The organism is Streptomyces sp. NPDC058534 (genome assembly GCF_042717365.1).
Lineage (GTDB): Bacteria > Actinomycetota > Actinomycetes > Streptomycetales > Streptomycetaceae > Streptomyces.
Window position 1 is genome coordinate 1 of record NZ_JBHXNW010000105.1, and the last position, 26,159, is coordinate 26,159.

At 71.1% G+C, this 26,159-nt stretch carries 26 protein-coding genes and 2 pseudogenes; 16 read left to right on the forward strand and 12 right to left on the reverse strand.

The features are described from left to right. Positions 1–21 precede the first annotated feature (21 nt). The 4 genes from ACFWR9_RS38795 to ACFWR9_RS38810 all read left to right on the forward strand — a co-directional run bounded on the left by ACFWR9_RS38795 (position 22) and on the right by ACFWR9_RS38810 (position 3,839). Complete coding sequence (locus ACFWR9_RS38795) at positions 22–2,277, forward strand: nitrate- and nitrite sensing domain-containing protein (RefSeq protein ID WP_383851322.1); 2,256 nt, start codon at positions 22–24, stop codon at positions 2,275–2,277. After that, complete coding sequence (locus tag ACFWR9_RS38800; protein ID WP_161328264.1) at positions 2,274–2,711, forward strand: roadblock/LC7 domain-containing protein; 438 nt, start codon at positions 2,274–2,276, stop codon at positions 2,709–2,711. Before ACFWR9_RS38795 ends, ACFWR9_RS38800 begins: the two co-directional genes overlap by 4 nt. An 18-nt stretch (positions 2,712–2,729) precedes the next feature. Next, positions 2,730–3,143, forward strand: a complete 414-nt coding sequence (locus ACFWR9_RS38805; protein ID WP_383851263.1) for a DUF742 domain-containing protein — start codon at positions 2,730–2,732, stop codon at positions 3,141–3,143. A 63-nt stretch (positions 3,144–3,206) separates the two neighbouring features. Next, positions 3,207–3,839, forward strand: a complete 633-nt coding sequence (locus ACFWR9_RS38810) for an ATP/GTP-binding protein (protein ID WP_383851266.1) — start codon at positions 3,207–3,209, stop codon at positions 3,837–3,839. Positions 3,840–3,845: 6 nt separating this feature from the next. Here ACFWR9_RS38810 and ACFWR9_RS38815 read toward each other — a convergent pair whose 3' ends face one another. After that, complete coding sequence (locus ACFWR9_RS38815; RefSeq protein ID WP_383851269.1) at positions 3,846–4,274, reverse strand: PPOX class F420-dependent oxidoreductase; 429 nt, start codon at positions 4,272–4,274, stop codon at positions 3,846–3,848. A 108-nt stretch (positions 4,275–4,382) separates the two neighbouring features. On the opposite strand from ACFWR9_RS38815, the gene ACFWR9_RS38820 reads away from it, so the two are divergent. Further along, entirely contained in the window at positions 4,383–4,796 is a 414-nt protein-coding gene (locus tag ACFWR9_RS38820) for a roadblock/LC7 domain-containing protein (RefSeq protein WP_383851272.1), read from the forward strand. Positions 4,797–4,934: 138 nt separating this feature from the next. Next, positions 4,935–5,849, forward strand: coding sequence for a DUF6397 family protein (locus ACFWR9_RS38825; protein ID WP_383851274.1), 915 nt, complete (start codon positions 4,935–4,937; stop codon positions 5,847–5,849). Between the two features lie 21 nt (positions 5,850–5,870). On the opposite strand, the gene ACFWR9_RS38830 is transcribed toward ACFWR9_RS38825, so the two are convergent. Both ACFWR9_RS38830 and ACFWR9_RS38835 read right to left on the reverse strand, forming a co-directional pair. Then, positions 5,871–6,737 carry an acyl-CoA thioesterase gene (locus ACFWR9_RS38830; RefSeq protein ID WP_383851277.1) on the reverse strand — a complete coding sequence of 289 codons (867 nt, stop codon included), beginning with the start codon at positions 6,735–6,737 and terminating at the stop codon, positions 5,871–5,873. A 19-nt stretch (positions 6,738–6,756) separates the two neighbouring features. Then, the gene (locus ACFWR9_RS38835; protein WP_383851279.1) at positions 6,757–9,270 is read right to left on the reverse strand and encodes a DEAD/DEAH box helicase; all 2,514 of its coding nucleotides are present in this window, start codon (positions 9,268–9,270) and stop codon (positions 6,757–6,759) included. Positions 9,271–9,415: 145 nt separating this feature from the next. On the opposite strand from ACFWR9_RS38835, the gene ACFWR9_RS38840 reads away from it, so the two are divergent. After that, entirely contained in the window at positions 9,416–10,210 is a 795-nt protein-coding gene (locus ACFWR9_RS38840) for a metal-dependent hydrolase (RefSeq protein ID WP_383851282.1), read from the forward strand. Between the two features lie 20 nt (positions 10,211–10,230). Here the strand turns inward: ACFWR9_RS38840 and ACFWR9_RS38845 are convergent, their stop codons facing one another. The 4 genes from ACFWR9_RS38845 to ACFWR9_RS38860 form a co-directional block, all read right to left on the reverse strand. Beyond that, positions 10,231–10,539, reverse strand: a complete 309-nt coding sequence (locus ACFWR9_RS38845) for a type B 50S ribosomal protein L31 (RefSeq protein WP_383851284.1) — start codon at positions 10,537–10,539, stop codon at positions 10,231–10,233. 63 nt (positions 10,540–10,602) lie between these two features. After that, positions 10,603–11,073, reverse strand: a complete 471-nt coding sequence (locus tag ACFWR9_RS38850) for a DUF5709 domain-containing protein (protein ID WP_383851287.1) — start codon at positions 11,071–11,073, stop codon at positions 10,603–10,605. A gap of 474 nt (positions 11,074–11,547) precedes the next feature. Further along, positions 11,548–13,329: an ABC transporter ATP-binding protein gene (locus ACFWR9_RS38855; protein WP_383851290.1), complete on the reverse strand. Its 1,782-nt coding sequence runs from the start codon at positions 13,327–13,329 to the stop codon at positions 11,548–11,550. After that, a complete protein-coding gene (locus ACFWR9_RS38860; protein ID WP_383851293.1) occupies positions 13,326–15,182 on the reverse strand; it encodes an ABC transporter ATP-binding protein in 1,857 nt (618 codons plus the stop codon). The genes ACFWR9_RS38855 and ACFWR9_RS38860 overlap by 4 nt, the downstream gene beginning before the upstream one ends. A gap of 182 nt (positions 15,183–15,364) precedes the next feature. Here ACFWR9_RS38860 and ACFWR9_RS38865 point away from each other — a divergent pair, with 182 nt between their 5' ends. Next, positions 15,365–16,120: a L,D-transpeptidase family protein gene (locus tag ACFWR9_RS38865; protein ID WP_383851296.1), complete on the forward strand. Its 756-nt coding sequence runs from the start codon at positions 15,365–15,367 to the stop codon at positions 16,118–16,120. Positions 16,121–16,175: 55 nt separating this feature from the next. Here the strand turns inward: ACFWR9_RS38865 and ACFWR9_RS38870 are convergent, their stop codons facing one another. Continuing rightward, positions 16,176–16,643, reverse strand: a complete 468-nt coding sequence (locus ACFWR9_RS38870; RefSeq protein ID WP_383851298.1) for a MarR family winged helix-turn-helix transcriptional regulator — start codon at positions 16,641–16,643, stop codon at positions 16,176–16,178. Positions 16,644–16,762: 119 nt separating this feature from the next. Between ACFWR9_RS38870 and ACFWR9_RS38875 the strand changes: the two genes are divergently transcribed. Together ACFWR9_RS38875 and mltG are read left to right on the forward strand one after the other, a co-directional pair. Next, positions 16,763–18,565 carry an ABC transporter ATP-binding protein gene (locus tag ACFWR9_RS38875; RefSeq protein WP_383851301.1) on the forward strand — a complete coding sequence of 601 codons (1,803 nt, stop codon included), beginning with the start codon at positions 16,763–16,765 and terminating at the stop codon, positions 18,563–18,565. A 43-nt stretch (positions 18,566–18,608) separates the two neighbouring features. Next, positions 18,609–19,517, forward strand: coding sequence for an endolytic transglycosylase MltG (gene mltG, locus ACFWR9_RS38880; RefSeq protein WP_383851304.1), 909 nt, complete (start codon positions 18,609–18,611; stop codon positions 19,515–19,517). A 13-nt stretch (positions 19,518–19,530) separates the two neighbouring features. Here mltG and ACFWR9_RS38885 read toward each other — a convergent pair whose 3' ends face one another. Continuing rightward, entirely contained in the window at positions 19,531–20,610 is a 1,080-nt protein-coding gene (locus ACFWR9_RS38885; RefSeq protein ID WP_383851307.1) for an NAD(P)-binding domain-containing protein, read from the reverse strand. Positions 20,611–20,693: 83 nt separating this feature from the next. Here ACFWR9_RS38885 and ACFWR9_RS38890 point away from each other — a divergent pair, with 83 nt between their 5' ends. The 4 genes and pseudogenes from ACFWR9_RS38890 to ACFWR9_RS38905 all read left to right on the forward strand — a co-directional run bounded on the left by ACFWR9_RS38890 (position 20,694) and on the right by ACFWR9_RS38905 (position 22,194). Further along, the gene (locus ACFWR9_RS38890) at positions 20,694–21,116 is read left to right on the forward strand and encodes a secondary thiamine-phosphate synthase enzyme YjbQ (RefSeq protein WP_383851309.1); all 423 of its coding nucleotides are present in this window, start codon (positions 20,694–20,696) and stop codon (positions 21,114–21,116) included. Between the two features lie 285 nt (positions 21,117–21,401). After that, positions 21,402–21,542: pseudogene (locus ACFWR9_RS38895) on the forward strand (hypothetical protein); the annotation flags it as partial. Further along, complete coding sequence (locus ACFWR9_RS38900; protein WP_383851324.1) at positions 21,524–21,979, forward strand: transposase; 456 nt, start codon at positions 21,524–21,526, stop codon at positions 21,977–21,979. The pseudogene ACFWR9_RS38895 and the gene ACFWR9_RS38900, both read left to right, overlap by 19 nt. An 80-nt stretch (positions 21,980–22,059) precedes the next feature. Beyond that, positions 22,060–22,194, forward strand: a complete 135-nt coding sequence (locus tag ACFWR9_RS38905; RefSeq protein ID WP_383851311.1) for a hypothetical protein — start codon at positions 22,060–22,062, stop codon at positions 22,192–22,194. A gap of 263 nt (positions 22,195–22,457) precedes the next feature. Here the strand turns inward: ACFWR9_RS38905 and ACFWR9_RS38910 are convergent, their stop codons facing one another. Then, positions 22,458–22,862, reverse strand: a complete 405-nt coding sequence (locus tag ACFWR9_RS38910) for a MerR family transcriptional regulator (protein WP_383851314.1) — start codon at positions 22,860–22,862, stop codon at positions 22,458–22,460. Positions 22,863–22,940: 78 nt separating this feature from the next. Here ACFWR9_RS38910 and ACFWR9_RS38915 point away from each other — a divergent pair, with 78 nt between their 5' ends. Both ACFWR9_RS38915 and ACFWR9_RS38920 read left to right on the forward strand, forming a co-directional pair. Beyond that, the gene (locus ACFWR9_RS38915) at positions 22,941–24,119 is read left to right on the forward strand and encodes an MFS transporter (protein WP_383851315.1); all 1,179 of its coding nucleotides are present in this window, start codon (positions 22,941–22,943) and stop codon (positions 24,117–24,119) included. Positions 24,120–24,157: 38 nt separating this feature from the next. Continuing rightward, on the forward strand, positions 24,158–25,036 hold the full coding sequence (locus ACFWR9_RS38920) for an NADP-dependent oxidoreductase (protein ID WP_383851318.1): 879 nt from the start codon (positions 24,158–24,160) through the stop codon (positions 25,034–25,036). 255 nt (positions 25,037–25,291) lie between these two features. Here the strand turns inward: ACFWR9_RS38920 and ACFWR9_RS38925 are convergent, their stop codons facing one another. Further along, complete coding sequence (locus ACFWR9_RS38925) at positions 25,292–25,828, reverse strand: transposase (RefSeq protein ID WP_383851320.1); 537 nt, start codon at positions 25,826–25,828, stop codon at positions 25,292–25,294. Positions 25,829–25,839: 11 nt separating this feature from the next. Next, positions 25,840–26,159: pseudogene (locus ACFWR9_RS38930) on the reverse strand (hypothetical protein); the annotation flags it as partial.

Here is a 26,159-nt window from a genome sequence, read left to right on the forward strand (position 1 = left end):
GGCATGGCCTCGGTGGGGCGCATGTCGGGCGGCAGCGTGTGGGACCCGGTCCCGTGGCCCCCCCCCCGGGGCCGGCGGGCGGCCCCATCGGCCGCCACCCCGCCGGTGGGGGCCCGCGAAACGCCGCGCCGGGGCGGGGGGGGGCGCCCCCCGCCGCGCGCCCCCCCCCGGGCCCCCGACGGTGAGGAACTGCCCGCCGGAGTGGCACGGCGGCTCGACGCGTTCGTGACCGGCGCCGAACGGCTGGGACCGTTGCGAACCGCCGTCCTGGACCGCCGCACCGACTGGGAGGAGACCTACCGCCGGTACACGACGGCCATCTCGGCGGCCTTCCGGGTGGGCGGTGCGCTGAGCGGAATCCAGGACGCGGATCTGGGCTCCGACGCACGTGTGCTGGTCGAGTTCGCCCGCGCGGGCGAGGCCCTGGCCCAGGAGAACGCCCTGCTCGCCGCTGCCCGCCTCGCCGGTGGCCTCGACGGCGAGCGGCTGCGGCTGTTCACCGGCGCCGTCGACACGCGACGGAGTCTCACCGAGTCCGCCGTGACCGACCTGCGCGGCTCCGAACGCGCGGCCTGGCAGGACCTCGCCCACGACGCCGCCTACACCACCGTGGGGCGGACCGAGGACAGCCTGCTGGCCCCCTCGGCGCAGGACCGCCCGGTCGAGGCGCTGGCACCCCGCGCCGCCTGGGACGGGGCCCACGCGCGCGTGCGGGACGGCATGCGGACGATCGAGCAGGACGCCGCGCGCGGAGTGGCCGACCGGGCCGATCCGTTCACCCGCGGTGCGCTCACACCGGCCGGGGCCGCGGTCCTCCTCGGACTTCTCGCCGTCGTCGCGTCGCTCGTCATCTCCGTCCGCATCGGCCGTGGCCTGGTGGTCGAGCTGGTGAGCCTCCGCAACAGCGCCCTGGAGATCGCCCGGCACAAGCTTCCGGAAGCCATGCGCAGACTGCGCGCGGGTGAGGAGATCGACATCCGGTCCGAGGCGCCACCTGAACCGGCCGCCGAGGACGAGGCCGGCCAGGTCGCCGAAGCCCTGGGCACCGTGCACCGGGCGGCGCTGCGGGCCGCGGTGGAACGCGCCGAACTCGCCAGTGGCATCTCCGGCGTCTTCGTGAACCTCGCCCGCCGCAGCCAGGTCCTCGTCCACCGCCAACTGAGCCTTCTGGACAGCATGGAACGCCGCTCCGACGACCCGAACGAACTGAGTGACCTCTTCCGCCTCGACCACCTCACCACCCGCATGCGGCGCCACGCCGAAAGCCTGATCATCCTCTCCGGCGCGGCGCCCGGACGGGCCTGGCGCATGCCGGTTTCCCTCACCGACGTGGTCCGTGCGGCCGTCTCCGAAGTGGAGGACTACGCGCGCGTGGAGGTACGACAGCTCCCCGAGGCGTCCGTCGCCGGCGCGGACGTCGCCGACCTCACGCACCTCATGGCCGAGATCATCGAGAACGCCGCCCAGTTCTCCCCGCCCCACACGCGCGTGCGTGTCACCGGAGAACCCGTCGGCAACGGCTACGCGATCGAGGTCGAGGACCGCGGCCTCGGCATGGGCAAGGACGCCCTCGCCGAGGCCAATCACCGCATCACCCACTCCGAGGCACTCGACCTGTTCGACAGCGACCGGCTCGGCCTGTTCGTCGTCAGCCGGCTCGTCGCCCGGCAGGACATCAAGGTCCACCTCAAGACCTCGCCCTACGGCGGTACCACCGCCGTCGTCCTGTTGCCCACCGCACTCCTGCACAGTGGAACCGCGGAACGCTCCCCAGGGGCGGCACACGAGGCGGCCCCACCCGCGGAGCGCCTGTACGCGCGTGTGCCTCACGCCGCCGCACACCGGGAGACCGTGTCCGCACCTTCCGGCCGTCCGGCACTGACGTCCGCCGTACCAGTGGCGGTGGAGACGACGGCGCCGAACCGGCCCCCAGGAGCGCCCGCCTTGCGACTGCACCGATCCCCTGACGTCCCCGACGACTCCGCCGCCTCTGCAAAGAGCGACGGCGTCGGCCCACCGGACCCGGCCGAGGAGTCCGACGACCTGCCCCGGCGGGTGCGGCAGGCCAGCCTCGCACCCCAACTGCGAGACGGACGCCCCGCGGAGCCCGCTCAGCCGCCTCAGACACGCGGTGACGAGGAGCGCACGCCCGAAGTCGTGCGGGACCGCATGACCGCCTACCGCGACGGCTGGACGCGCGGCGGTGGACGCCGGCCCGGCCACGCGGAAGCGCCGGCCCCGCCGGCCGGCGACAGCAGCGAAGGAGAACCCGCATGATCCACGACCCCGGCACGGGGACCGCCCGGCGGACCCGCGAACTCGACTGGCTGCTGGACGACCTCGTCGGCTGCGTACACGAGGTACGGCATGCCGTTGTGCTGTCGAACGACGGGCTTGCCGTGGGCGCGTCGGCCGGCCTCGGGCGGGAGGACGCCGAACACCTGGCCGCGGTCGCCTCCGGTTTCCACAGCCTGGCCAAGGGCGCGGGCCGGCACTTCGGCGCCGGGGGCGTGCGCCAGACCATGGTCGAGATGGACGACGGCTTCCTGTTCGTGGCCGCCGCGGGCGACGGCTCCTGCCTGGCTGTCCTCACCGCCGTGAGCGCCGACATCGGCCTGGTGGCCTACGAGATGGCACGGCTGGTCAGACGCGTCGGCGAGCACCTGCACACCGCGCCGCGCGCCGCCGCACGGCCACCCTTCGGCGGATGACCCGGAAGGGCCGCACGGATGACCGACGAGAGCACGGCCGACGGCCGGGAACGGCCGGGCAGCCAGTGGTACGACAACGAGGCGGGGCCCCTGGTCCGCCCCTACGCGATGACCGGCGGACGCACCCGGCCCGGACCCGCGGGAGTGCGGTTCGACCTCATCGCCCTCGTCACGCGGGTCCCGGGCGTGCCGGGCAGCGACGTCGCCGTGCTCGGACCGGAACACCGGACCCTGATCGAGCTGTGCCGCGCGGAGACCCATTCGGTCGCCGAACTCGCGGCGGACGCCGATCTCCCCGTGGGTGTCGTCAGGGTGCTCCTCGGGGACCTGGTGGAACTCGGCTGCGTGACCGTCAGCCGCCCCGTACCACCGGCCCAGTTGCCCGACGAACGGATTCTGCGCGAAGTGATCGACGGACTGCGCGCACTGTAGAGAAGGCCGAAGACCATGACCGGCACGCACGCGTACGACCACCCGGACCGAGAGAAGTGATCAATGGTCTCCGAACACCGTGAACACGGCGAACACGCCGAACACGCCGATGTCACGGACGGCGAGGCGACCGCGCTGGCCCTGAAGATCCTTGTCGCCGGAGGATTCGGCGTGGGCAAGACCACCCTGGTGGGCGCGGTCAGCGAGATCAGGCCGCTGCGCACGGAGGAACTGCTCAGCGAGGCCGGCCGGCTGGTGGACGACACCGGCGGCATCGACCGCAAGGTCACCACCACCGTCGCGATGGACTTCGGGCGCATCACCATCCGGTCCGGGCTCTCCCTCTACCTCTTCGGCACACCGGGGCAGGACCGCTTCTGGTTCCTCTGGGACGAGTTGTCGCAGGGCGCGCTCGGGGCCGTCGTCCTCGCGGACACCCGGCGGCTGGCGGACTGCTTCCCGGCGGTCGACTACTTCGAGCACCGGCACATCCCGTTCGTGGTGGCCGTCAACTGCTTCACCGGAGCACGCCGTCACGAGGCCCAGGACGTGCTGCGCGCCCTCGACCTGGACTCTGGAACGCCCGTGGTGCTGTGCGACGCCCGGGACCGCGACTCGGGCAAGGAGGTCCTGATCCGCCTCGTCGAGTACGCCGGGCGGATGCACACCGCCCGGCTGCTCGACTCCGTGCGCTGACGTACCTCAGTCCGCGACGGACTTCTGGGCCAGGACCTTGTCCACGGCGACACGGACGAGGAGTTCGCCCGGGACGCCGTTGCGCGCCCCGAACTCCTCGGCGCGTTCCTCACCCATGTACCGCGCCCCGATGCGACCGGCCCAGTGCCGGAGTTCGTCGAGATCCTCGGAGATCCGGGCACGTCCCTGCAGCACGACGAAGTGGAACGGCGGCCGGTCGTCGTCCACGCACAGGGCGATCCGGCCGTCCCGGGCCAGATTGCGCCCCTTCACGGTGTCCTTGCCGGTGTTGAACACCACGTCGTCCCCGTCCAGCAGGAACCAGATCGGCGCCACATGCGGACTGCCGTCCGCCCGGACGGTCGAGAGCTTTCCGGTGCGGGTGCCGTCCGAGACGAACGCCCGCCATTCCTCATCGGTCATCTTCTGTGCCATGCATCCCATCCTCCTTGCCCGGAGCACGGGCGTGGGGAAGGCTGGCGGACAGATCCCCCGGCCAGGGGGAGGCAAGGCATACGGGGACGACACGGGGAGTTCGGATCAATGGTGCAGAACCAGGGACTCGGCTGGCTGCTGGACGACCTGACCGCGCGCGTCGAGCACGTCCGGCACGCGCTGGTCCTGTCCAACGACGGGCTGGTGACCGGAGCCAGTACAGGCCTGCGACGCGAGGACGCCGAGCACCTCGCGGCCGTCTCGTCCGGGCTGCACAGCCTGGCCAAGGGCTCGGGCCGGCACTTCGGTGCCGGTCAGGTGCGGCAGACGATGGTCGAGTTCGACGACGCCGTGCTGTTCGTTACGGCGGCGGGCTCGGGCAGCTGCCTGTGCGTGCTCAGCGGGGCCGAGGTCGACATCGGGCAGATCGCGTACGAGATGACGCTGCTCGTGAACCGGGTGGGCGAGCATCTCGACGTCGATGCGCGGCAGCCGGGGCGAATATCGCCCACAGACCACTGACCTGCACATTCAATGCCCTCGTGGGGCGGGCGGCGGAGTTATCCACAGGCCGGACGCGGATGCCGTGGCAGCGGCTACGGTTTTTGTGTCAGGCGGGCACGCACGGTGCCGGCCGCACACTCCACGGGGGAGACGAGTATGTCCGGCAACACCGTCACGCGGGAACTCACGGCAGCCACCGAGCAGATCGGCAGTACTCCCGAGGCCCCTCTCGCGCCGGGGCGCGCGGCACGGGTACTGGGCCTCAAGCGAAGCGAGTTCGACCTCGCCGTGCACCTCGGCCGCATCCGCACCGCACCCGACGACGGAGGGGGCGGCGGGCGCGTCACCCGCGACGAGATCGAGCGGATCCGGGCGGCGGACGGTTTCCCCGAGACCCTGAGGGCGGGCGTGCGGACGGTGGGGACCACGGAGGGCGCGGCCCTCATGGACGTGACCAAGGTCCGGTTCACCCGCCTCGCACGGCTGGGGCTGCTGGTCCCCGTGAAGTTCTACGTCAATCGGTATCGAGCCGTCGTCTGGCTGTACCTCGCTTACGAACTGCGGCAGTTCGCCACCGACGAGCGGAATGCCTCACTGCTCAAGGGCCGCACGCCCGAGGGACTGCGGGGCCAGCTGGGGGAGGGGCTGGACCTGCGTCCCCGCAACTGGAGGGGGCGGCACCTGGGATTCCTGCTCCGCCAGGCCGACGACCCCTGGGCCCGGGCGGCGGCCGTGGCGTCGCTGCTCGAAGCCGTCGAGGTCGCCGAGGTCGTCAGGGACCCCTACGAGCGCTCACACCTGCACCGGTTCCACGCCGCGCGGCCGGGCCACGGTTCGCCCGGTTCCCCCGCCGCGCAGCTCGCCGAGGAGATCATGACGGCGGCGGACCCGGACGAGATCGACTGGTTGCGCGCGGACCTGGCGGACGCCGTGGCAGCCGCTCGCGAGCAGCGCCCCGCGCCCAGCCCGGCCCTTCGCGCCGTGCCGGTCCCACCGGGACCGGAGCCCACGCCGGACGACACCGGGCGGCTGCGTGGTCTGCTCGGCAGGCTGTGGCGCAGAGACGCCTGACCCGATGGCCTACCCGATGACCTATAGGGCCCGGAAGAGCCCCTCCTGGACGACGGACACCAGCATGCGCCCCTCGGTGTCGTAGATCCGCCCGCGGGCCAGGCCCCGTCCGCCGGTCGCGATCGGCGACTCCTGGTCGTACAGGAACCACTCGTCCGCGCGGAACGGCCGGTGGAACCACATGGCGTGGTCCAGCGACGCCATGTCGAAGCCACGAGGACCCCACAGCGGCTCCACCGGGATGCGCACGGCGTCCAGCAGGGTCATGTCGCTGGCGTAGGTCAGTGCGCAGGTGTGCACGAGCGGGTCGTCGCCGAGAGGCCCGACCGCCCGCATCCACACCGCGCTGCGCGGCTCGGCGCCCTTGACCTCATCGGCGCTCCAGCGCAGCCGGTCGACGTAGCGGATGTCGAAGGGCTGACGGCGGGCCATCCGCTCCAACTGCTCGGGCAGCGCGCCCAGGTGCTCTCGCACCTCGTCGGCCACCGTCGGAAGCGACTCGGGGTCCGGGACCTCGCGGGCCGGCGGCAGCTGGTGCTCGAAACTCCCCTGTTCAGGCTTGTGAAAGGAGGCGGTGAGCGTGAAGATCGTGCGGCCCTGCTGTACGGCGGTGACCCGACGGGTCGTGAAGGACCGTCCGTCCCTGTCCCGTTCGACCTGGTACACGATCGGCACGCCCGGACGTCCGGGACGCAGGAAGTACGCGTGCAGCGAGTGCACCGGGCGGTCGCCGTCCGTGGTGCGGCCGGCGGCGACCAGCGCCTGGCCGGCCACCTGTCCGCCGAAGACCCGCTGCAGCGACTCCTCGGGGCTGCGGCCACGGAAGATGTTGACCTCGATCTGCTCCAGGTCGAGCAGGGCGACGAGGCTCTCGGCCGGATTCGTCATCGGTGGGGTTCTCCTGTGCTCACAGCTGGCCGACATCGGTGACGCGGACGACCGCCCGGCCCTCCGCGTCGGAGGCCGTGAGGTCGACCTGAGCGCTGATGCCCCAGTCGTGGTCGTCGTTCGGGTCGTCGAAGATCTGCCGCACGCGCCACAGACTGTTCTGCGGCTCCTCCTCGATCACCAGCAGCTTGGGGCCGCGGGCGTCGGGTCCGGTGCCGAGATCGTCGTACTCGTCCCAGTACTTGTCCATGGCCTCGCCCCACGCGTCGGCGTCCCATCCGGCGTCGGCGTCCATCTCGCCCAGCCCGTCGACCTGGTCGAGGGCGGCGAGCTCGACGCGGCGGAACATGGCGTTGCGGACCAGGACCCGGAAGGCCCGTGCGTTGGCGGTGACGGGCCGCACCTGATCGGCCTTCTCCTGCGCCTCCTCGGCGGTCATCTCCTCCGGGTTGGCGAGTTGTTCCCACTCGTCCAGCAGGCTGGAGTCGACCTGGCGCACCATCTCGCCGAGCCACTCGATCAGGTCCTGAAGGTCCTCGGACTTCAGGTCGTCCGGGACAGTGTGGTCGAGGGCCTTGTAGGCGCTCGCCAGGTAGCGCAGCACGATGCCCTCGGTGCGGGCCAGTTCGTAGTGGGAGACCTGCTCCGTGAACGTCAGCGCCCGCTCGTACATGTCACGGATGACCGACTTGGGCGACAGCGGATGGTCACCGACCCAGGGGTGGCTCCTGCGGTACGTGTCGTAGGCGTGGAAGAGCAACTCCTCCAGCGGCTTCGGGTACGTGACGTCCTGGAGGCGCTCCATGCGCTCCTCGTACTCGACACCGTCGGCCTTCATCGCGGCCACGGCCTCACCGCGCGCCTTGTTCTGCTGGGCGGCGAGGATCTGCCGCGGGTCGTCCAGCGTGGACTCCACGACGGACACCATGTCCAGTGCGTACGACGGCGATTCCGGGTCCAGCAGCTCGAAGGCCGCCAGGGCGAACGTGGACAGCGGCTGGTTCAGCGCGAAGTCCTGCTGGAGGTCCACGGTGAGGCGCACGACGCGCCCCTCGGCGTCCGGACGGTCGAGCTTCTCGACGATGCCGCCGTCCAGCAGCGAGCGGTAGATGGCGATGGCCCGCCGGATGTGCCTCAGCTGCTGCTTGCGCGGCTCGTGGTTGTCCTCCAGCAGGTGCCGCATCGCGGCGAAGGCGTCACCCGGGCGGGCGATCACCGACAGCAGCATGGTGTGCGTGACCCGGAACCGGGACGTCAGCGGCTCCGGATCGGATCCGATGAGCTTGTCGAACGTGCTCTCCGACCAGGCCACGAAGCCCTCGGGAGCCTTCTTGCGGACGACCTTCCGCCGCTTCTTCGGGTCCTCACCGGCCTTGGCGAGGGCCTTCTCGTTCTCGACGACGTGCTCGGGCGCCTGGGCGACGACGAAACCCTCCGTGTCGAACCCGGCACGGCCCGCCCGGCCCGCGATCTGGTGGAACTCCCGGGCCCGCAGCGTGCGCACCCGCGTGCCGTCGTACTTGGTCAGCGCCGTGAACAACACCGTCCGGATAGGGACGTTGACGCCCACGCCCAGGGTGTCCGTCCCGCAGATCACCTTCAGCAGGCCGGCCTGCGCGAGCTTCTCCACCAGCCGCCGGTACTTGGGCAGCATGCCGGCGTGGTGGACACCGATGCCGTGCCGGACGTAGCGGGAGAGATTACGGCCGAACTTCGTGGTGAAGCGGAAGTTGCCGATCAGGTCGGCGATCCGTTCCTTCTCCTCACGCGTGCACATGTTGATACTCATCAGTGCCTGCGCCCGTTCCACGGCCTGCGCCTGCGTGAAGTGCACGATGTATACGGGGGCCTGCCGGGCGGCCAGCAGATCGGTGAGCGTCTCGGTCAGCGGCGTGTAGCGGTACTCGTAGGAGAGCGGTACCGGGCGGGTCGCCGAGCGGACCACCGAGGTGGGACGGCTGGTGCGGCGGGCCAGGTCCTTCTCGAAGAAGGAGACGTCGCCGAGTGTCGCCGACATCAGGACGAACTGGGCCTGCTCCAGTTCCAGCAGGGGAATCTGCCAGGCCCAGCCTCGGTCCGGCTCCGCGTAGAAGTGGAACTCGTCCATGACGACCTGGCCGATGTCCGCGTGCTTCCCGTCACGCAGCGCGATCGACGCCAGGACCTCGGCGGTACAGCAGATGACGGGCGCGTCCGCGTTCACGGACGCGTCGCCGGTCAGCATGCCGACGTTCTCGGTACCGAAGATCTTGCACAGCTCGAAGAACTTCTCCGACACCAGCGCCTTGATCGGAGCCGTGTAGAAGGTGACCTCGTCCCGGGCCAGGGCCGCGAAGTGGGCGCCCGCCGCGATCATGCTCTTGCCGGAGCCCGTGGGCGTCGACACGATCACGTTCGCCCCGGAGACCACCTCGATCAGCGCCTCCTCCTGATGGGGGTAGAGCGTGAGACCGCGCTCCTGGGCCCACGCCTCGAAGGCTTCGTACAGGGCATCGGGGTCGGCGGTCCGCGGCAGCTGATCGATGAGGGTCACGCCCCCATCTTGCCTGCCTCGCGTCGTGATGGGGGAATCGGCTGTCCGCGTGAAGATCACGAACGCTACGCTGGGTCGCCGACGAGGCATCAGTGGACCCGGACAACTGCACAGCGGCATCTGAGGAATGGGGCGGGCAACGGCGATGATGGGACCAGCACACTCACTGTCGGGAGCCGCGGCGTGGCTCGGCGTCGGGGCGGCGACCGCCGCCGCGGGACACCCGATGCCCTGGCCGGTGCTGCTCGCCGGGGCCCTGATCTGTGCGGGCGCGGCGCTGGCCCCGGACCTCGACCACAAGGCGGCCACCATCTCCCGGGCCTTCGGGCCGCTGTCCCGGGGACTGTGCGAGATCGTGGACAAGCTGTCGTACGCCGTCTACAAGGCCACGAAGAAGCCGGCCGACCCTCGCCGCTCCGGCGGGCACCGCACACTGACGCACACCTGGCTGTGGGCCGTCCTGATCGGCGCGGGCACATCGGTGCTGGCCATCACGGGTGGCCGCTGGGTGGTCCTGGCGATCCTCTTCGCCCACATGGTGCTGGCCATCGAGGGCCTGCTGTGGCGGGCCACCCGGGGCTCCAGCAGCGACGTGCTGGTCTGGCTGCTGGCCGGGACGAGCGCGTGGATCCTCGCCGGGATACTGGACAAGCCGGACGCCGGCGCGGACTGGCTGTTCACCGCGCCTGGCCAGGAGTACCTGTGGCTGGGGCTGCCGGTCGTCCTCGGCGCGCTGGTGCACGACATCGGGGACGCGCTGACCGTCTCGGGCTGCCCCATACTCTGGCCGATACCGGTGGGCCGGAAGCGCTGGTACCCGATCGGGCCGCCGAAGCCCATGCGGTTCCGGGCGGGGAGCTGGGTGGAGCTGAAGGTACTCATGCCGGCGTTCATGCTGCTCGGGGGAGTGGGCTGCGCGTCGGCACTCAACTTCATCTGAGGAAAGCGGGCCCTGCCACCTCAGCCGGAGGCCCCGGCGCCCTGCCCCTCGTCGCCACCCTCGCCACCCTCGCCACCCTCGCCACCCTCGCCACCGTAACGCCGCTCGAAGCGGGCCACCCGCCCCTCCGAGTCCACCGTTCGCGCCTTGCCCGTGTAGAAGGGGTGGCTCTCCGAGGAGATCTCCACCTCCACCACCGGGTAGGTCTTGCCGTCGTCCCACGCGATGGTCCGGTCGCTGGTCGCGGTGGACCGGGTGAGGAAGGCGTATCCGGCGCTGCGGTCGCGGAAGACTACGGGCCGGTAGTCGGGATGCTTGTCCTGCTGCATGGCTGCTCCTCGTACCGCGCGGATCATGGAGTGGACGACGCGGATGTGCCGCCCCGGGTGGTGTCAGCCGGGCAGCGAGTCCTCGTCGACGACGTGCATCGCGGCCTCCTCGGCGGAGGCGGCCGCGCCGTCGATGCCCACGTCCAGGGCCACCAGCGCCGGCTCCTCGTCCTCGTGCGCCCCCTCGTCGGGTGCCACGAGCCGGCCGGAACGGTCGGCGCCGACCTCGCCGTCCAGCAGTTCCCCGTCGGTGCCGTCGGCGTCGCCCAGCCCGTCGCCGTCGGGTGCGAGCACGTCGGGCCGCTCCTCGGCGAGCCGCTGGTCGAGGGTCTCGCCCTCGTGACGTTCGGCGGCCGTCACGCCGGTGTGCTCCACCGCCCAGGGGCGCTCCGGCGGGGACCAGCCGCGGTCGAGGGGATCGTCCACACCGTCGTCCTCGAGTGTGTCCTCGCTGTCGAGCAGCCCGGTGTCCTCACGCTGCTCGGATCCGTCCGGCTGGTAGACGTCGTCTCCCCATCCGTCGGCGCTGTTCACGGGTACCTCCAGGGGGTGGGGACCGGCCCCTTCTGGCCGCGCACCGCGGCGGGCCGCCGCTGCGCGGGGCACAGGCCTCGCCCGTCGCGGAACCGCACGGTCCCCGGGCTCACCTCGAGCCGGTGCCTACTCCCAGCCTTCCACTCCGGTTCGGGACCGCGCAACGGCACGGACCCCGCCCGGGTGCCCGCCCTCCCTGTCCACCCCGCTCCTCGGCACATCGACGCCTCGACCGGTACCCGCACTGCGGTCCGGCCCGCAGTGGCCTCGTCCAGTACTGGTATGGCCGCGACGGGCCGACCCGGCTCGCGCCGGCCGTACGGAGAACGGCACCGGTCCGGCCCGGGTGAGCTGCGGTGCAGCGCCGATGGGCTGCCGTCCAGCACCGACAGAGGCCGACCCGGCCGGAGCGATGCCCGTGCCCGGTAGCACCCGATCCCGAATCCGCCCCCACCCCTGGAGGGCACCGCAGGCTCACCCGTGCCAGGACCGCCACAGTGCCGCGTAGGCGCCGTCCGCCGACACCAGCTCGTCGTGGCTGCCCAGCTCGCTGATCCTGCCGTTCTCGACCACGGCGATGACGTCCGCGTCATGGGCGGTGTGCAGCCGGTGGGCGATCGCGATCACCGTGCGACCGTCCAGGACCCGGGCCAGGGACCGTTCGAGATGACGTGCGGCCCGAGGGTCGAGCAGCGACGTCGCCTCGTCCAGCACCAGGGTGTGCGGGTCGGCCAGCACCAGCCGGGCCAGGGCGATCTGCTGGGCCTGCGCGGGAGTGAGAGCGAAGCCCCCCGAGCCGACCTCGGTGTTCAGGCCGTCGTCGAGCGCGCGGGTCCAGTCGTCCGCGTCGACCGCGCCCAGCGCCGCCCACAGCTCGGCGTCGGCGGCACCGGTCCTGGCGAGCCGGAGGTTGTCACGCAGGGAGCCCACGAAGACATGGTGCTCCTGGTTGACGAGGGCGACGTGGGAGCGGACCCGCTCCGCGGACATCCGGGACAGCTCGGCGCCGCCCAGGGTGATCCGGCCGTCACGCGGACCGTAGATGCCGGCGAGCAGCCTGCCCAGTGTGGACTTGCCGGCGCCCGAGGGCCCGACCAGGGCGAGCCTCGTTCCGGGGGCGACCTCCAGCGACACCTTGCGCAGGACGTCCACGCCCTCGACGTAGCCGAAGTGCACGCGGTCGGCGTGCACGTGCCGTCCCTCGGGGGACAGGGCGCCGTCACCGGCGTCCGGCTCGATGTCCCGCACGCCCACCAGCCGGGCCAGGGAGACCTGGGCCACCTGGAGCTCGTCGTACCAGCGCAGGATGAGGCCCACCGGGTCGACCAGCATCTGCGCGATCAGGGCGGCCGTGGTCATCTGCCCGACCCCGATCCAGCCCTGCAGGACGAACACACCGCCGATCAGCAGGACGGAGGCGAGCACGGTCACATGGGTGACGTTGATGACCGGGAAGAGCACCGACCGCAGCCAGAGCGTGTATCGCTCCCAGGCCGTCCACTCCCTGATCCGTTGCTCCGACAGCTCGTTGCGGCGGGCGTCCAGACGGTGCGACTCGACGGTGCGCCCGGCGTCCACCGTCTCGGCGAGCGCGGCGGCCACCGCGGCGTACCCGGCGGCCTCGGAGCGGTAGGCGGAGGGCGCCCGCCGGAAGTACCAGCGGCAGCCGATCACCAGGAGCGGCACCGCGATCAGCACCACCGGTGCCAGCGGCGGAGCGGTGACCACCAGTCCGCCGAGCAGCAGCACCACCCACACGGCACCGATCGCCAGCTGGGGCACTGCCTCGCGCATGGCGTTGGCGAGACGGTCGATGTCCGTGGTGATCCGGGAGAGCAGATCCCCGGTACCGGCCCGTTCCAGTACGCCGGGCGGCAGTCCGACCGACCGCACGAGGAAGTCCTCGCGCAGATCGGCCAGCATCCGCTCGCCGAGCATGGCCCCGCGCAGCCGCACCTCGCGAACGAACACCGCCTGCACGGCGAGCGCGAGCATGAAGAACGTGGCCGTGATGCCGAGATGCAGCTCGCGGGCGCCGTCCGACACCCGTTCCACGAGCCCGCCCAGCAGGTAGGGGCCCGCCATCGAGGCGATCACGGCGACGGTGTTGACGGTGACGAGGAGGAGGAACGCCCGGCGGTGCCGGCGCAGCAGTTCGCCCGTGTAGGTGCGGACGGTCGCGGGAGCGCCGACGGGGAGGGTGTTCGCCGCCGTGGGGGCCGCCGGGTCGTACGACGGTGGTGCGACGCCGATCATGCCGTCTCCTCGATCTCTTCCAGTCGGTGCAGTACGTCGCCGTCTCGGTGCAGTACGTCGTCGTCCGGGTTCTTCGCCGGGCGCCCGCCGACCGGAGTCACGTCCGTGCGGGCCGTGGTCTCCTCGTCGGTCTCGCGGGTCACCACAGCCCGGTACCGCGGTTCGGTGTGCAGCAGGTCCCGGTGCGTGCCGGTCGCGGCGACCTCACCCTCGTGCAGGAACACGGTCCGGTCCGCGCGGTCCAGCAGTAGCGGCGACGAGGTGAACACCACCGTGGTGCGCCCCGCGCGCAGAGTACGGACGCCTTCCGCGATCCGTGCCTCGGTGTGCGAGTCCACGGCGGAGGTCGGTTCGTCCAGGACGAGCGCCTCCGGGTCCGTGATCAGGGACCGGGCCAGCGCGAGCCGCTGGCGCTGGCCGCCCGACAGCGAGCGGCCCCGCTCGGTGATGCGAGCGTCCATGGGGTCCTCGACATCGAGCGAGCCCTGCGCGAGCGCGGCCAGTACGTCGCCGCACTGGGCGGCGGCCAGCGCGTCCCCCGCGCTCACCGCGCCGGAGGCGGGTACGTCGAGCAGTTCGCGGAGGGTGCCGGAGAGCAGCACCGGGTCCTTGTCCTGCACCAGGACGGCCGTGCGCGCGGAACCGAGGGGCAGCTCGTCTAGCGGCACCCCGCCCAGCAGGGCCGACGTGCCCTCCTCCGAGGGGTGTCCGCCGAGCCGTTCCGCCAGGCGCCCGGCCGTGTCCGGGTCGCCGCACACCACCGCGGTGAACCGGCCTGACGGGGCGAGGAGACCGGTGGCCGGGTCGTACAGATCGCCGGTGGGGATCTCGGCGGTGCGCGTGCCCGCGGTGTCCGTGACCCTTTCCAGCGACAGCACCCGGGCGGCCCGCTTGGCCGAGGGCCGGGAGAAGGAGTACGCCATGGCGATCTCCTCGAAGTGCCGCAGCGGGTAGGTGAGGATCATGACGGAGCTGTAGACGGTGACGAGTTCGCCGATGCCGATGCGGCCCTGGCGCGCCAGGTGGACGCCGTGCCAGACCACCGCGATCAGCAGCAGCCCCGGCAGCAGCACCTGGATCGCGGAGATCAGGGACCACATGCGCGCGCTGCGCACGGCCGCGTGGCGCACCTCCTGGGAGGCGTCCCGGTAGCGGTCGAGGAAGAGTGCCTCTCCGCCGATGCCGCGCAGCACACGCAGGCCGGCGACGGTGTCGGAGGCGAGTTCGGTGGCCCGGCCGGCCTTCTCGCGCTGGACGTCGGCCCGCCGGGTGGCCCGGGGCAGGAGGGGCAGTACGGCGAGGGCGAGCACCGGCAGGCCCACGATCACGACGACGCCGAGGGCCGGCTCGTAGACGACCAGGGCCACGCAGACCAGCACGATGGTCAGCGCCGCCGCGGTGAAGCGGGAGACGGCCTCCACGAACCAGCCGATCTTCTCGACGTCGCCGGTGGACACGGCCACCACCTCGCCGGCCGCGACGCGCCGGGTCAGCGCCGAGCCGAGCAGCGCGGCCTTGCGGGCGAGCAGTTGCTGGACGCGGGCCGCGGCGGTGATCCAGTTGGTGACGGCGGCGCGGTGCAGGAAGGTGTCGCCGAGCGCGTTGCCGACACAGCACAGCGCCATGAGGCCGCCCGCGAGGGCGAGCCGGGTGCCGGACCGGTCGACGACGGCCTGGATGGCGAGACCGACGCAGAAGGGCAGGGCGGAGACGGAGGCGAAGTGCAGCAGGCCCCAGGCCAGTGACTTGAGTTGGCCACCCAGCTGGTTGCGGAACAGCCACCACAGGAAGCGGGAGCCCGAGCGTGCGTCCGGCACGCCCGGGTCGGGATACGGAAGGTCTTGGATCTGCATGACGTCCCAGTGGCTCGTGTCAGGAGGTGCCGTTGCCACACGGCATCGAGAGGCTGCAAACCGTGAAAGGTTCGCGTCGCGGCATGCCCAAAATCAAGCGGTTTTCCGCGGTGGGGTACGGATCAGGCTGCTTCCGCCGCACTCGCGCCGGGCGTTGGGGACGCGGGTGCGACCATGGACCGATGGGAAGTGGTGGCGCACGGCGTACGGCGGTCGCGATGGCGGCCCTGGGATCCCTGACGGTGGCGGCGCTGGCCGGCTGCGGCGGCCCCTCCGGGGACAGCGCGGACGCCCCGGGGAGCGGACCGGCCGACGGGGCCGGGCACCCGAGTGCCACGACCGACCCGACGCGGCTCCCCGGCGTCGGCGACCGGTACCAGCGGCTCGTACCGGCCGCCTCCCGGCAGGTCGTGGCGGTGTACGGCGACGGCCCGGACTCGGCCGATGCCACCGTCGTGCTCTACATGAAGCAGGGCTCCGCCTGGCACCGCGCCCGCAGTTGGGCCGCGCACAACGGCACGAAGGGGTGGACGACCGACCACCGCGAGAACGACAAGCGCAGCCCCGTAGGCGTGTTCACCCTGAGCGACGCCGGCGGAGTGCTCCCGGACCCGGACCCTGCCCCGGGTACCGGGCTGCCGTACACCCGTTCCGCGGCCTTCGCGGCACCGCGGTGGTGGGCGAAGTCGTACTGGCACGACTTCGACTACGTCATCGCCATCGACTACAACCGCGTCAAGGGCACCTCGCCGAACGACCCGACCCGTCCCCAGGGCGCGTCCAGGGGTGGCGGGATCTGGCTGCACATGGACCACGGCAGCGGCACGTCGGCCTGTGTCAGCCTGCCCAAGCCGGCGATGGAGTACCTGCTGCGCACGCTGGATCCGGACGCACGTCCCGTGGTGGTGATGGGGGACAAGGCACGGCTGAAGGCTTGAGAGCGCCTGAGAGACCTTGAGAGCCCTGGGAACGACTGAGAGCCCTGAGAACGCCTCAGCTCCGTGCCGCGCCCGCTTCCGCTCCGCCGCCGGGGCCGTCGACCAGTGTGTCCAAGAGGCCGCCGAGTACCGCGCGTTGCTCGTCCGTCAGCGGTGCCAGGATCTCCTCCGCGGCCGAGCGGCGGGCGCCGTGCAGTTCGCTCAGGGCCGTGCGTCCGTCGTCGGTGAGCTCGATCCGGATGACCCTGCGGTTGGCCGGATCCGGGGCACGACGCACCTTCCCGGCCGCCTCCAGCCCGTCGACCAGCGTCGTCACCGCCCGGGGAACCACCTCAAGGCGCTCGGCCAGGTCGGCCATGCGCGGCGGCGAGCCGTAATGCGCCAGGGTGCGCAGCAGCCGGGACTGGGCCGGCGTGATGCCGAGGGCACGGTGCTCCAGGTGGCGTTTCTGGATGCGGTGCACCCGGCGGGTGAGCCGCAGCAACTGCTCGGCGAGCGCGCCGTCGGGATCGGGGGCGGTCATGCGGGAACAATATCAGGACGATATTCATTGTGAGTATAGGTAACAATGACCTATGGTCCGTAAGGTCGGCGATCCAAGGGATCCGCCGGCCTGCCACTGTCGCCCCCCCGTAGGAGCCCATGCAACCCGACCGCGCGTCCGTCTGGACCGCACCCGCCGACGCCGAGGAACAGCCCCGGCAGGTGCGACGCATCCTGAAGCTGTTCCGCCCCTACCGGGGCCGCCTCACGGTCGTCGGACTGCTGGTCGGCGCCGCCTCGCTCGTCTCGGTCACCACACCCTTCCTCCTGAAGGAGATCCTGGATGTGGCGATCCCCGAGGGACGCACCGGCCTGTTGAGCCTGCTCGCCCTCGGCATGATCCTCGGCGCCGTCCTCACCAGCGTCTTCGGCGTGCTGCAGACGCTGATCTCCACGACCGTGGGCCAGCGCGTCATGCACGACCTGCGTACCGCCGTCTACGGCCGGCTCCAGCAGATGTCCCTCGCCTTCTTCACCCGCACCCGCACCGGCGAGGTCCAGTCCCGCATCGCCAACGACATCGGCGGCATGCAGGCGACCGTCACCTCCACGGCGACCTCCCTGGTCTCCAACCTCACCAGCGTGGTCGCCACCGTCGCCGCCATGGTCGTCCTCGACTGGCGCCTCACGGTGGTCTCGCTGCTCCTGCTTCCGGTGTTCGTGTGGATCAGCCGCCGCGTCGGCAGGGAGCGCCGGAAGATCACCACCCGGCGCCAGAAGCAGATGGCCGCGATGGCCGCCACGGTCACCGAGTCGCTCTCCGTCAGCGGCATCCTGCTCGGCCGCACCATGGGCCGCTCGGACTCGCTCACTCGCGCCTTCGCGGACGAGTCGGAGGGACTGGTCGACCTCGAAGTGCGGTCGAACATGGCGGGCCGCTGGCGGATGGCCGTCATCACGATCGTCATGGCCGCCATGCCGGCCGTCATCTACTGGACCGCGGGCATCGCCCTCCAAATGGGCGGGCCCGAGGTCTCCCTCGGCACCATCGTCGCCTTCGTCTCGCTCCAGCAGGGCCTGTTCCGTCCGGCCGTGAGCCTGCTGTCGACCGGTGTCCAGATCCAGGCCTCGCTCGCGCTCTTCCAGCGCATCTTCGAGTACCTCGACCTGCCGATCGACATCACCGAGCGCGACGAGCCGGTCCACCTCGACCGCATCAAGGGCGAGGTCCGTTTCGAGGACGTCGGTTTCCGCTACGACGGCAAGGGCACCGCGGTCCTCGACGGCATCGACATCACCGTCCCGGCGGGCAGCAGTCTCGCCGTCGTCGGCCCGACCGGCGCCGGCAAGTCCACCCTCGGCCACCTGGTACCGCGGCTGTACGACGTGACGGACGGCCGGGTCACCCTCGACGGGATCGACGTGCGCGACCTGGACTTCGACACCCTCGCCCGGGGAATCGGCGTGGTCTCGCAGGAGACGTACCTCTTCCACGCCTCGGTCGCCGACAACCTGCGCTTCGCCAAGCCGGACGCCACCGACGCCGAGCTGGAGGCGGCCGCGCGGGCGGCTCAGATCCACGACCACATCGCCGCCCTGCCCGACGGCTACGACACGGTGGTCGGCGAACGCGGCCACCGCTTCTCCGGCGGCGAGAAGCAGCGCCTGGCCATCGCCCGCACCATCCTGCGCGACCCGCCCGTCCTGGTCCTCGACGAGGCGACCAGCGCGCTGGACACCCGTACCGAGGCCGCCGTGCAGGATGCCATCGACGCGCTGTCCGCCAACCGCACCACGGTCACCATCGCCCACCGCCTGTCCACCGTCAGGGACGCCGACCGGATCGTCGTCCTCGACTCCGGGCGCCTGGCCGAACAGGGCACGCACGAGGAGCTCCTGGAGCGGGACGGACGCTACGCGGCCCTGGTCCGCCGGGACGCCCGACTGGAGCCGACAAGATGACGATATGCCGGGTTTGTGTGCAAATCGGGGTTACCGTGCCCGCATGCAGACGAACACTCCGCGACGAAGCGCGAGGCGCGCGAGGAGCGCCAGCAGCAGGAGCCCCAGGAGCCGCAGGAGCCCGAGGAGATCGATTCGGCTGACGCGCCGGGGCCGTATCGCCCTGATCGCGGCCGGCGCTGTGGTGGCCGCTACCGCCGTGGCGGTGCCGCTGCTGACGCCGGACGACGAGGGCGAGCCCCGCCCCACCTCCCTCGTGGTCCCCGAGGGCTGGCGGGCGACCCAGGTCTACGAGGCCGTCGACAAGACGCTCACGCTGCCCGCGGGCACCACCAAGAAGTCCCTGGCCAAGGCCGACCTCAAGCTGCCGAACGACGCCGAGGGAAATCCCGAGGGCTATCTCTTCCCGGCGACCTATCCGCTCGGTGAGTCCCCTACGCCGGAGAAGCTGCTGGAGGCCATGGTCGACACGGCGAACAAGAAGTTCACCGGCGCGCCGGTCACAGCGGGCGCCCAGCGCAACGCGCTGAACGTCTATCAGGCCGTCACCATCGCCAGCATCGTGCAGGCGGAGGCCGCCGCCAAGGAGGACATGGGCAAGGTGGCCCGGGTGGTCTTCAACCGGCTGGAACGCGGGATGCCGCTCCAGATGGACTCAACCATCAACTACGCCCTGGGCCGTTCCACGCTGAACACTCCCACCAAGGACACCGGGATCGACAGCCCCTACAACTCGTACCAGCGCATGGGCCTGCCACCCACGCCCATCACCAACCCGGGCGACGTCGCGATGAGCGCCGCGATCAATCCGACCCCGGGGGACTGGCTGTACTTCGTCACGGTCAAACCGGGCGACACCCGCTTCACCGCCGACTACGCCGAACACCAGCGCAACGTCGCCGAGTTCAACCGCGCCCAACAGAGCCCCTCGAAGGCGGCCGGGGCGGGGTGACCGGGCGGGGCGGTCACGCGGCCACCGGTGCCTCAGTGGCCGGCAGCCGCCTGATGTCCCGCACGGCCGAGCGTCCCGCCCGGTTGGCGCCGATGGTGCTGGCCGACGGCCCGTAGCCGACGAGATGCACCCGCGGATCGGCGACCGCGCGCGTCCCCTCGACCCGGATGCCGCCGCCCGCCTCCCGCAGCCGCAGCGGCCGTAGATGATCGATGGCGGCCCGGAACCCGGTCGCCCACAGGATGACGTCCGCGGCCACGCGCCGCCTGTCGCCCCACTCGATCCCCTCGGGTGTGATCCGGTCGAACATGGGCTGCCGGTCCAGCACACCCGACTCCAGCCCTGCCCGGATCGCGTCGTTCAGCGGCAGCCCCGTCACCGACACCACGCTCTTCGGCGGCAACCCCTGACGCACCCGTTCCTCCACGAGCGCCACCGCCGTACGGCCCGCGTCCTCGTCGAAGGGCCCCTCGCGGAAGACCGGGGGCCGCCTGGTCACCCAGGTGGTGGACGCCGCGTGGGGGGCGATCTCCAGCAGGTGCTGCGTCCCCGAGGCGCCGCCGCCCACCACGACCACGCGCTGCCCGGCGAACGCCTCGGGACCCGCGTACTGCGCCGTGTGCAGCTGCCGTCCCCGGAAGGTCTCCTGCCCCGGGTAGCGCGGCCAGAAGGGCCGGTCCCAGGTGCCGGTCGCGTTGATCAGGGCCCGCGTGGACCAGGACCCGGCCGAGGTCTCCACGAGCAGACGTCCACCCGTCCCCTCGCGCACCGCACGGACGTCGACGGGCCGCCGCACCCGCAGGTCGAAGGTCCGCTCGTAGTCGGCGAAGTACGCACCCACCACCTCGGCGGACGGCCGCGCCGGATCCGCGCCGGTCAGCTCCATGCCCGGCAGCGAGTGCATGCCGTGCACCCTGCCGTACGTCAGTGACGGCCAGCGGAACTGCCAGGCGCCCCCGGGGCCGGGCGCGTGGTCCAGCACCACGAAGCCGCGTTCCGGCTCGAAGCCGGTGCGCCGCAGGTGATAGGCGGCGGCGAGTCCCGCCTGACCGGCCCCGATGACGACGACCTCGACCTCGCGTGTGTAGTTCACGTTTCTACCAACGGCGTCGAGGGTCCGGATCTTCCCCGGAGGTGCCGGGGGCCCCGCTCTTCCCGCGGTGTCAGGATGGTGCCATGTCAGATGCCTTCACCACCCGTGTCCTGAACCTCGCCACCGGCTCGGCGGAGCGGGTCGCCGACATCACCGGTGACTGCGAGGCCTTCCTGCGCGAGGCGGCGGCCGGCCGCGACGGACTCCTCAACGTCTTCGTGCCGCACGCCACCGCCGGGATCGCGATCATCGAGACCGGCGCCGGCAGCGACGACGACCTGCTGGCCGCACTGCACAGCCTGCTCCCGGCCGACGACCGCTGGCAGCACCGCCACGGCAGTCCGGGCCACGGCCGCGACCACGTCCTGCCCGCCTTCGTACCGCCGCACGCGACCCTGCCGGTGATCGACGGCCGCCTGGAGCTGGGAACCTGGCAGTCGGTGTGCCTGGTGGACACCAATAAAGACAATGTCAACCGTCAGGTTCGACTGAGCTTCCTGGGCTGAGCAAGATCGTCCTGGGTGTGGCCGCCGATTCTCCGTACGTTGCGTGTTCGCAACGGAGAAGTCTTGCGCGGTACGGGACCTGAACATGACCGAACGCCCCTGGGACGGATGCGGGAGGTGTCTGCTCGGCGTGCGACGGCTGTCGCGGCTGGGCCGACGACTGGGAAGTCTCGGGCACCACCGACCTGATGACCCGGCCCGAAACTGGGCTCCTGGCTTCGGGATGAAAGGGGCCCGCACGACGGGTTGGTGGCCGCAGCCGTGGACCGGCTCGGTCGCAACGTCGTGGACTGGCTGAATACCGGCTACAAGATGCGTGACGAGGGGAAGCTGCTCGTCACCTACGGCCACGACGGTCCGTGGGTACTGGACGACCAGGTCAACGAAGACCGCTTCACCATGGAGGCATGGGGCGCGCAGAGGGAACTGCGGGCCATCCAGCGCCGAAACCGCAGCGCTACACAGAAGACGCGGGCAGCGGGACGCCCGAAGGGGAAGCCCTCCTACGGATTCCAGTACGTGCGGACCGTAATGGACGACGATTGTGCGAGCGGAACCCCGCGCTGGCGACGACTGTCGAGTATGCCCGCCGTCTGGCATTCATGGTCCGTGATCGACGCGGCGAACACCTGGCGCTCGATGTCTGGATCGCCGCTGTCCGCCTCGACGGTCAACGCGAACTCCGAACTCTGGCCAACGGCATGCGGCGCGACCACGCAGCCATCCAGGCCGCCCTCACCACGACCTACACGTCCGGAGCAGTCGAAGGTAACGTCACCGCATCCTGCTCTCACCATGATCAAGAAGCCACTACCCCCCAATTGGCGACAGAGCCCAAACCTGAGCCAGAGCCTGAGAAGTGACGGCAGTTTCGTGCTGAGGTGGACGGACGAACATGCGATGATTCGTTCGTGGTGACACATTCGGTGCGATCGGGATCTTCGTGGACATCGGCCTGAGTGTCGGAGGCTTTGTCGACGTCCTGCTGCTGCCGCACGAGAGTGAGGACTGGCCGGCGGAAGGCACGGTTGCCGATTCGAGGTCTGGTGGGCTGACAGCCGCCAACAAATCCGGCTGAAGCCGTCTGATTCCCGGTATCTGCGGAACGACTTCACAGACTTCGTCGAACGCGTCCGTCCCAATTGGTCATCCGATGTCGGCCAACCAGTGGGTGACCCAGGACCTGTGGCCCTCGACGAGTTGCGGGCCACGCTTCGCTCCGATGGGCCGCCGGCCAACTCCCCTTGAGGCTGGAGGGATGGCCGACGGTCCTGGCGGGACCTGGTTGTTGCGGGTCAGGACGTTGTTGACGAAGGCAGCACTACTCGGGATCGGTGGCGGTCATGCCCGTGTGATGCGGGCTGTTACGCCGCTTGTCGCGCGTTCTGCGACCTCGGCGGGCGCTGCGGCGATGACTTTGTCGAGGGCGGCGCGGGAGGTCTGCAGATCGGTGATGGCCTTGGTGATCCGCTCGCGTTCCTTGGTCAGGTCGGCGAGGAGGTCGGAGCAGTTCGGCACCAGGCGCTCGCCCTCGTCATGCAGGCAGGGCAGGATTGTCGCGATGGTGGCGGTGTTCAGGCCGGCTGCCAGCAGGCTGCGGATGCGGCGCACGGTGTCCACGTCTGCTTCGCCGTATTCGCGGTAGCCGCTGGGCCGCCGCTCGGGCTGGAGCAGGTTCTGTTCTTCGTAGTAGCGCAGCAACCGTTCGTGTACGCCGGTCTTTCGGGACAGCTCACCGATCCGCACGTCATCCTCCTCATGGATGCCTCGGGCGGGCAACGCCGCTTGACTCTCACATCGATGTGAGACTCTAGCTTTCCCGGCATGAGTAGGAACTCTGCCTCGCTCGCGGTCTTGTGCGCGAGCGTCTTCGTTGTCGGGACGTCGGAATACCTGGTCGCGGGCATGCTGCCCGAGGTCGGCGCGGACCTTCAGGTTCCGCAAAGCACTGCGGGGCAGGCGGTGACCGCCTACGCGCTCGGCGTGGTGATCGGCGGGCCCGCGGTGACCATGCTGACCGCGCGGCTGCCCCGCAGGCCCCTGGCTCTTGGGCTGATGCTGCTGTTCGCCGCGGGCAGCGCGTTCGGCGCCATGGCCCCCTCGTTCACGATGTTGCTGGCCGGGCGGGTGGTCTCCTCGCTCAGCCACGCCGCGTTCTTGGCGTTGGCGCTGGTGATGGCCACCAGCTTGGTGCCTGAGCACAAGACAGGCTCGGCGATCGCCACGGTGGCCTCCGGGTTCACCGTCGTCACCTTGCTCGGGGTACCGCTGGGCTCGCTGCTGGGACACGCGGCCGGCTGGCGGGCCCCGTTCGCGGTGCTGACCGCGCTGACCTTGGCGGCCATCGCGCTGTTGGCGCTGGTGCTGCCCAAGCAGCAGCCGTCGTCCGCCGGCCTGCGCGACGAGCTGCGCGTGGTGAGCCACAAACCGGTGCTGCTGGCTGTCGCCTCCACCGCGGTCGGCTTCTCCGGCGTCGCCGTCGTCTTCACCTACATCGCGCCGCTGCTCACCCGCATCGCCGGCTTCTCCCCGGCCGCCGTCTCCGCTCTCCTGTTCGCCTACGGCGCCGGCAGCTTTCTGGGCAACCGGGCCGCCGGCAAGCTGACCGACAGGTCCATGTCCGCCACTGTGCGCGGGGTGTTCGGCGGCTTGACCGGCGCGCTGGTGGCCATGCCGTTCGCCGCCGCCTGGCAGCCCACCGCTGTGCTTGCGGTCCTGGCCCTGGGTCTGCTGGCTAGCCGCCATCGCCCCGCTGCAGGGATTGATCCTGCGCCATGCCGGCTCCGCCCCGACGTTGTCGCGGCCAACGTCGGGGCCTTCAACCTCGGCGCCGCCGCTGGCTCTGCCCTCGGCGGGGCCATCGTCGCCGCCGGCGCTCTGCGCTGGACCGGCCTGGCCGGTGCCGTACTCAGCCTGACCGGCCTGGCCCTTACCTACCTGGTTCTACCCCGAACCGGGACCGCGCAGCACACCGGCAATGCCCCGGTGGGCACCGCTGTCTGACTCCCGAACCCACCCTCCCTGGAAGGTCCCTTCTGACCATGCGCGCTGTCCAGATCGACCGCCACGGCGGTCTCGACGTCCTGGCCCTCCGCGAGATTGCCGCACCCGAACCCGCCGCCGGTGAAGTCCTCATCCGCGCCGCGGCCAGCAGCCTCAACCCGGTCGACTGGAAGACCCGCGCCTGGGAGGTAGGGCCGCCGCTGCCGGCCACGCTCGGCTGGGACATCTCCGGCCGGGTCGTCGCGAGCAACGACCCCGCCCACGAGGTGGGCGCCCAAGTGATCGCCATGTCCGCGCAGATCGCCACCGGCCGCGGCACCTGGGCAGAGCTGGTCGCCCTGCCCGGCCATCTGCTCGCACCCGCACCGGCCACCGTGCCGTTGGCGGACGCGGCGGCCCTTCCGCTGGCGGGGACGACCGCCGTGCAGGCCCTGCGCGCCGCGGAATTGAGCGCCGACGAGCGCATCCTGGTCGTCGGCGCCGCCGGGGCGGTCGGCGGCCTGGTTGTCCAACTCGCCCGCTTGACCGGCGCCCACGTCGATGCCCTGGTCTCCCGGCCCGGCCATGAGCAGGCAGCGACGGAGCTCGGCGCGGAGCGGGCCTGGCACCGCCCGCAGGACCTGCCCCGCGGCCGGTACGAGGCCGTCCTCGACACCGCCGGCACGGACGTGGCTTCGGCCCTCGTCCCCGGAGGGCGCTTCGTCTCCATCGCCGACCACCCCCTGCCCGACGTGCCAGGCGCCCGCAAGGGCTACGTCCAGGAGAACGCCACCGACCTCGCCCACCTCGCCAAGCTCGTCGACACCGATGAGCTGCGGCTGCGGATCGCCGGCCGCTTCCCGCTCGACGACATCCGCACCGCCCACGAGAGCTTTGAAGCCGGCGGCCTCCTCGGCAAGGTCCTCATCACCTTCTGAGGTGCAGAGCGTGCTTCGCCGACGGATCTGGAAAGCCCCTGTGGGACACAGGTGAACGAGCGCGTGCCTTGCTGACCCGGCATCAGGGGCCTAGCCTCGACCTTTCGTGACGGCCCGTTGGTTTCTTCGGCGGGCCGTTTCGGTTGTTCGGGCTGGTGGTGGCCAGGCTGATGGCCCGGCTGTCGCGTCGGGTGGGCGCCGGTTTCCACGGTTCCGGTCAGGATGGTGCTGCTCGCAGGGGCGGGAACTTGCTGGTCAGCCGGGGTTCGGGAGAACTTCGAGCCGGGCGATGGCGTCGGTGATCAGGTCGGTCCAGGGCCAGTGGCGTGCGAATCTCAGGTGCCGGCGGCGGGCGGTCGTGACGATCTGGGCGGCGGCGGAAAAGAGGCGGAGCCGGAGACGGCGGGGCTCCCACCTGCGGGTTTCACCGGTCAGGGCGAGCATGGGCATCCAGGCCAGCAGGTCGAGGGCGATCTGGACGATCTCCAGCCAGATCCGGTTCTGCGCCGTGTCGTGCAGGGGCAGGTTGCGCAGGCCGGTCGCGCGAGCGTTTCGGATGCGGTCCTCGGCGCGTGCCCGCTGACGGTGCCGCAGTTCGAGTGCGCCGATCGGGACGCCGGTGGTGTTGGTGGCGAACGCGGTGAGCCGCAGTCCGTCGGCATCGGTGAAGCGCAATTGGGCTCCGGGGTGGTTGAGTCGGCCCGCAGCGCGGTGCCGGTGTCGCCACCGGTCCGTTTCTGCGGGCCGCTCGCCGAACCCGGCGTGCGCGTTTCCACGCACCGGGCTCTCCACGGTCTCTGCCGTCAGGCGTGGTTGGCCAAGGTCCAGGGATTTGGGATCTTGTTGCCGCGGTACCGGTATCGCTCGGTTGGCACCCGGCCGAGGTTGAACAGTTCGACCCCGTCTGATGAAGGCATCTGCCACCGGCCGGTGTGGTCGGTGAGGTGCCTTCGCAGATCGGTCCAGCTCCAGCGGTGCAGCCGCATCCACCACCGGGCAACCCGCCGCCAGACGAAGATAGCGAGGGTTTGGTGTGTCCTGAACATGAAATGGAGTTGGTCGTAGGGCAACTTCTGGAAATGGTGCTGTGCGGGAGATGAAGGTTTTGGCCCTTCGGAGCCGC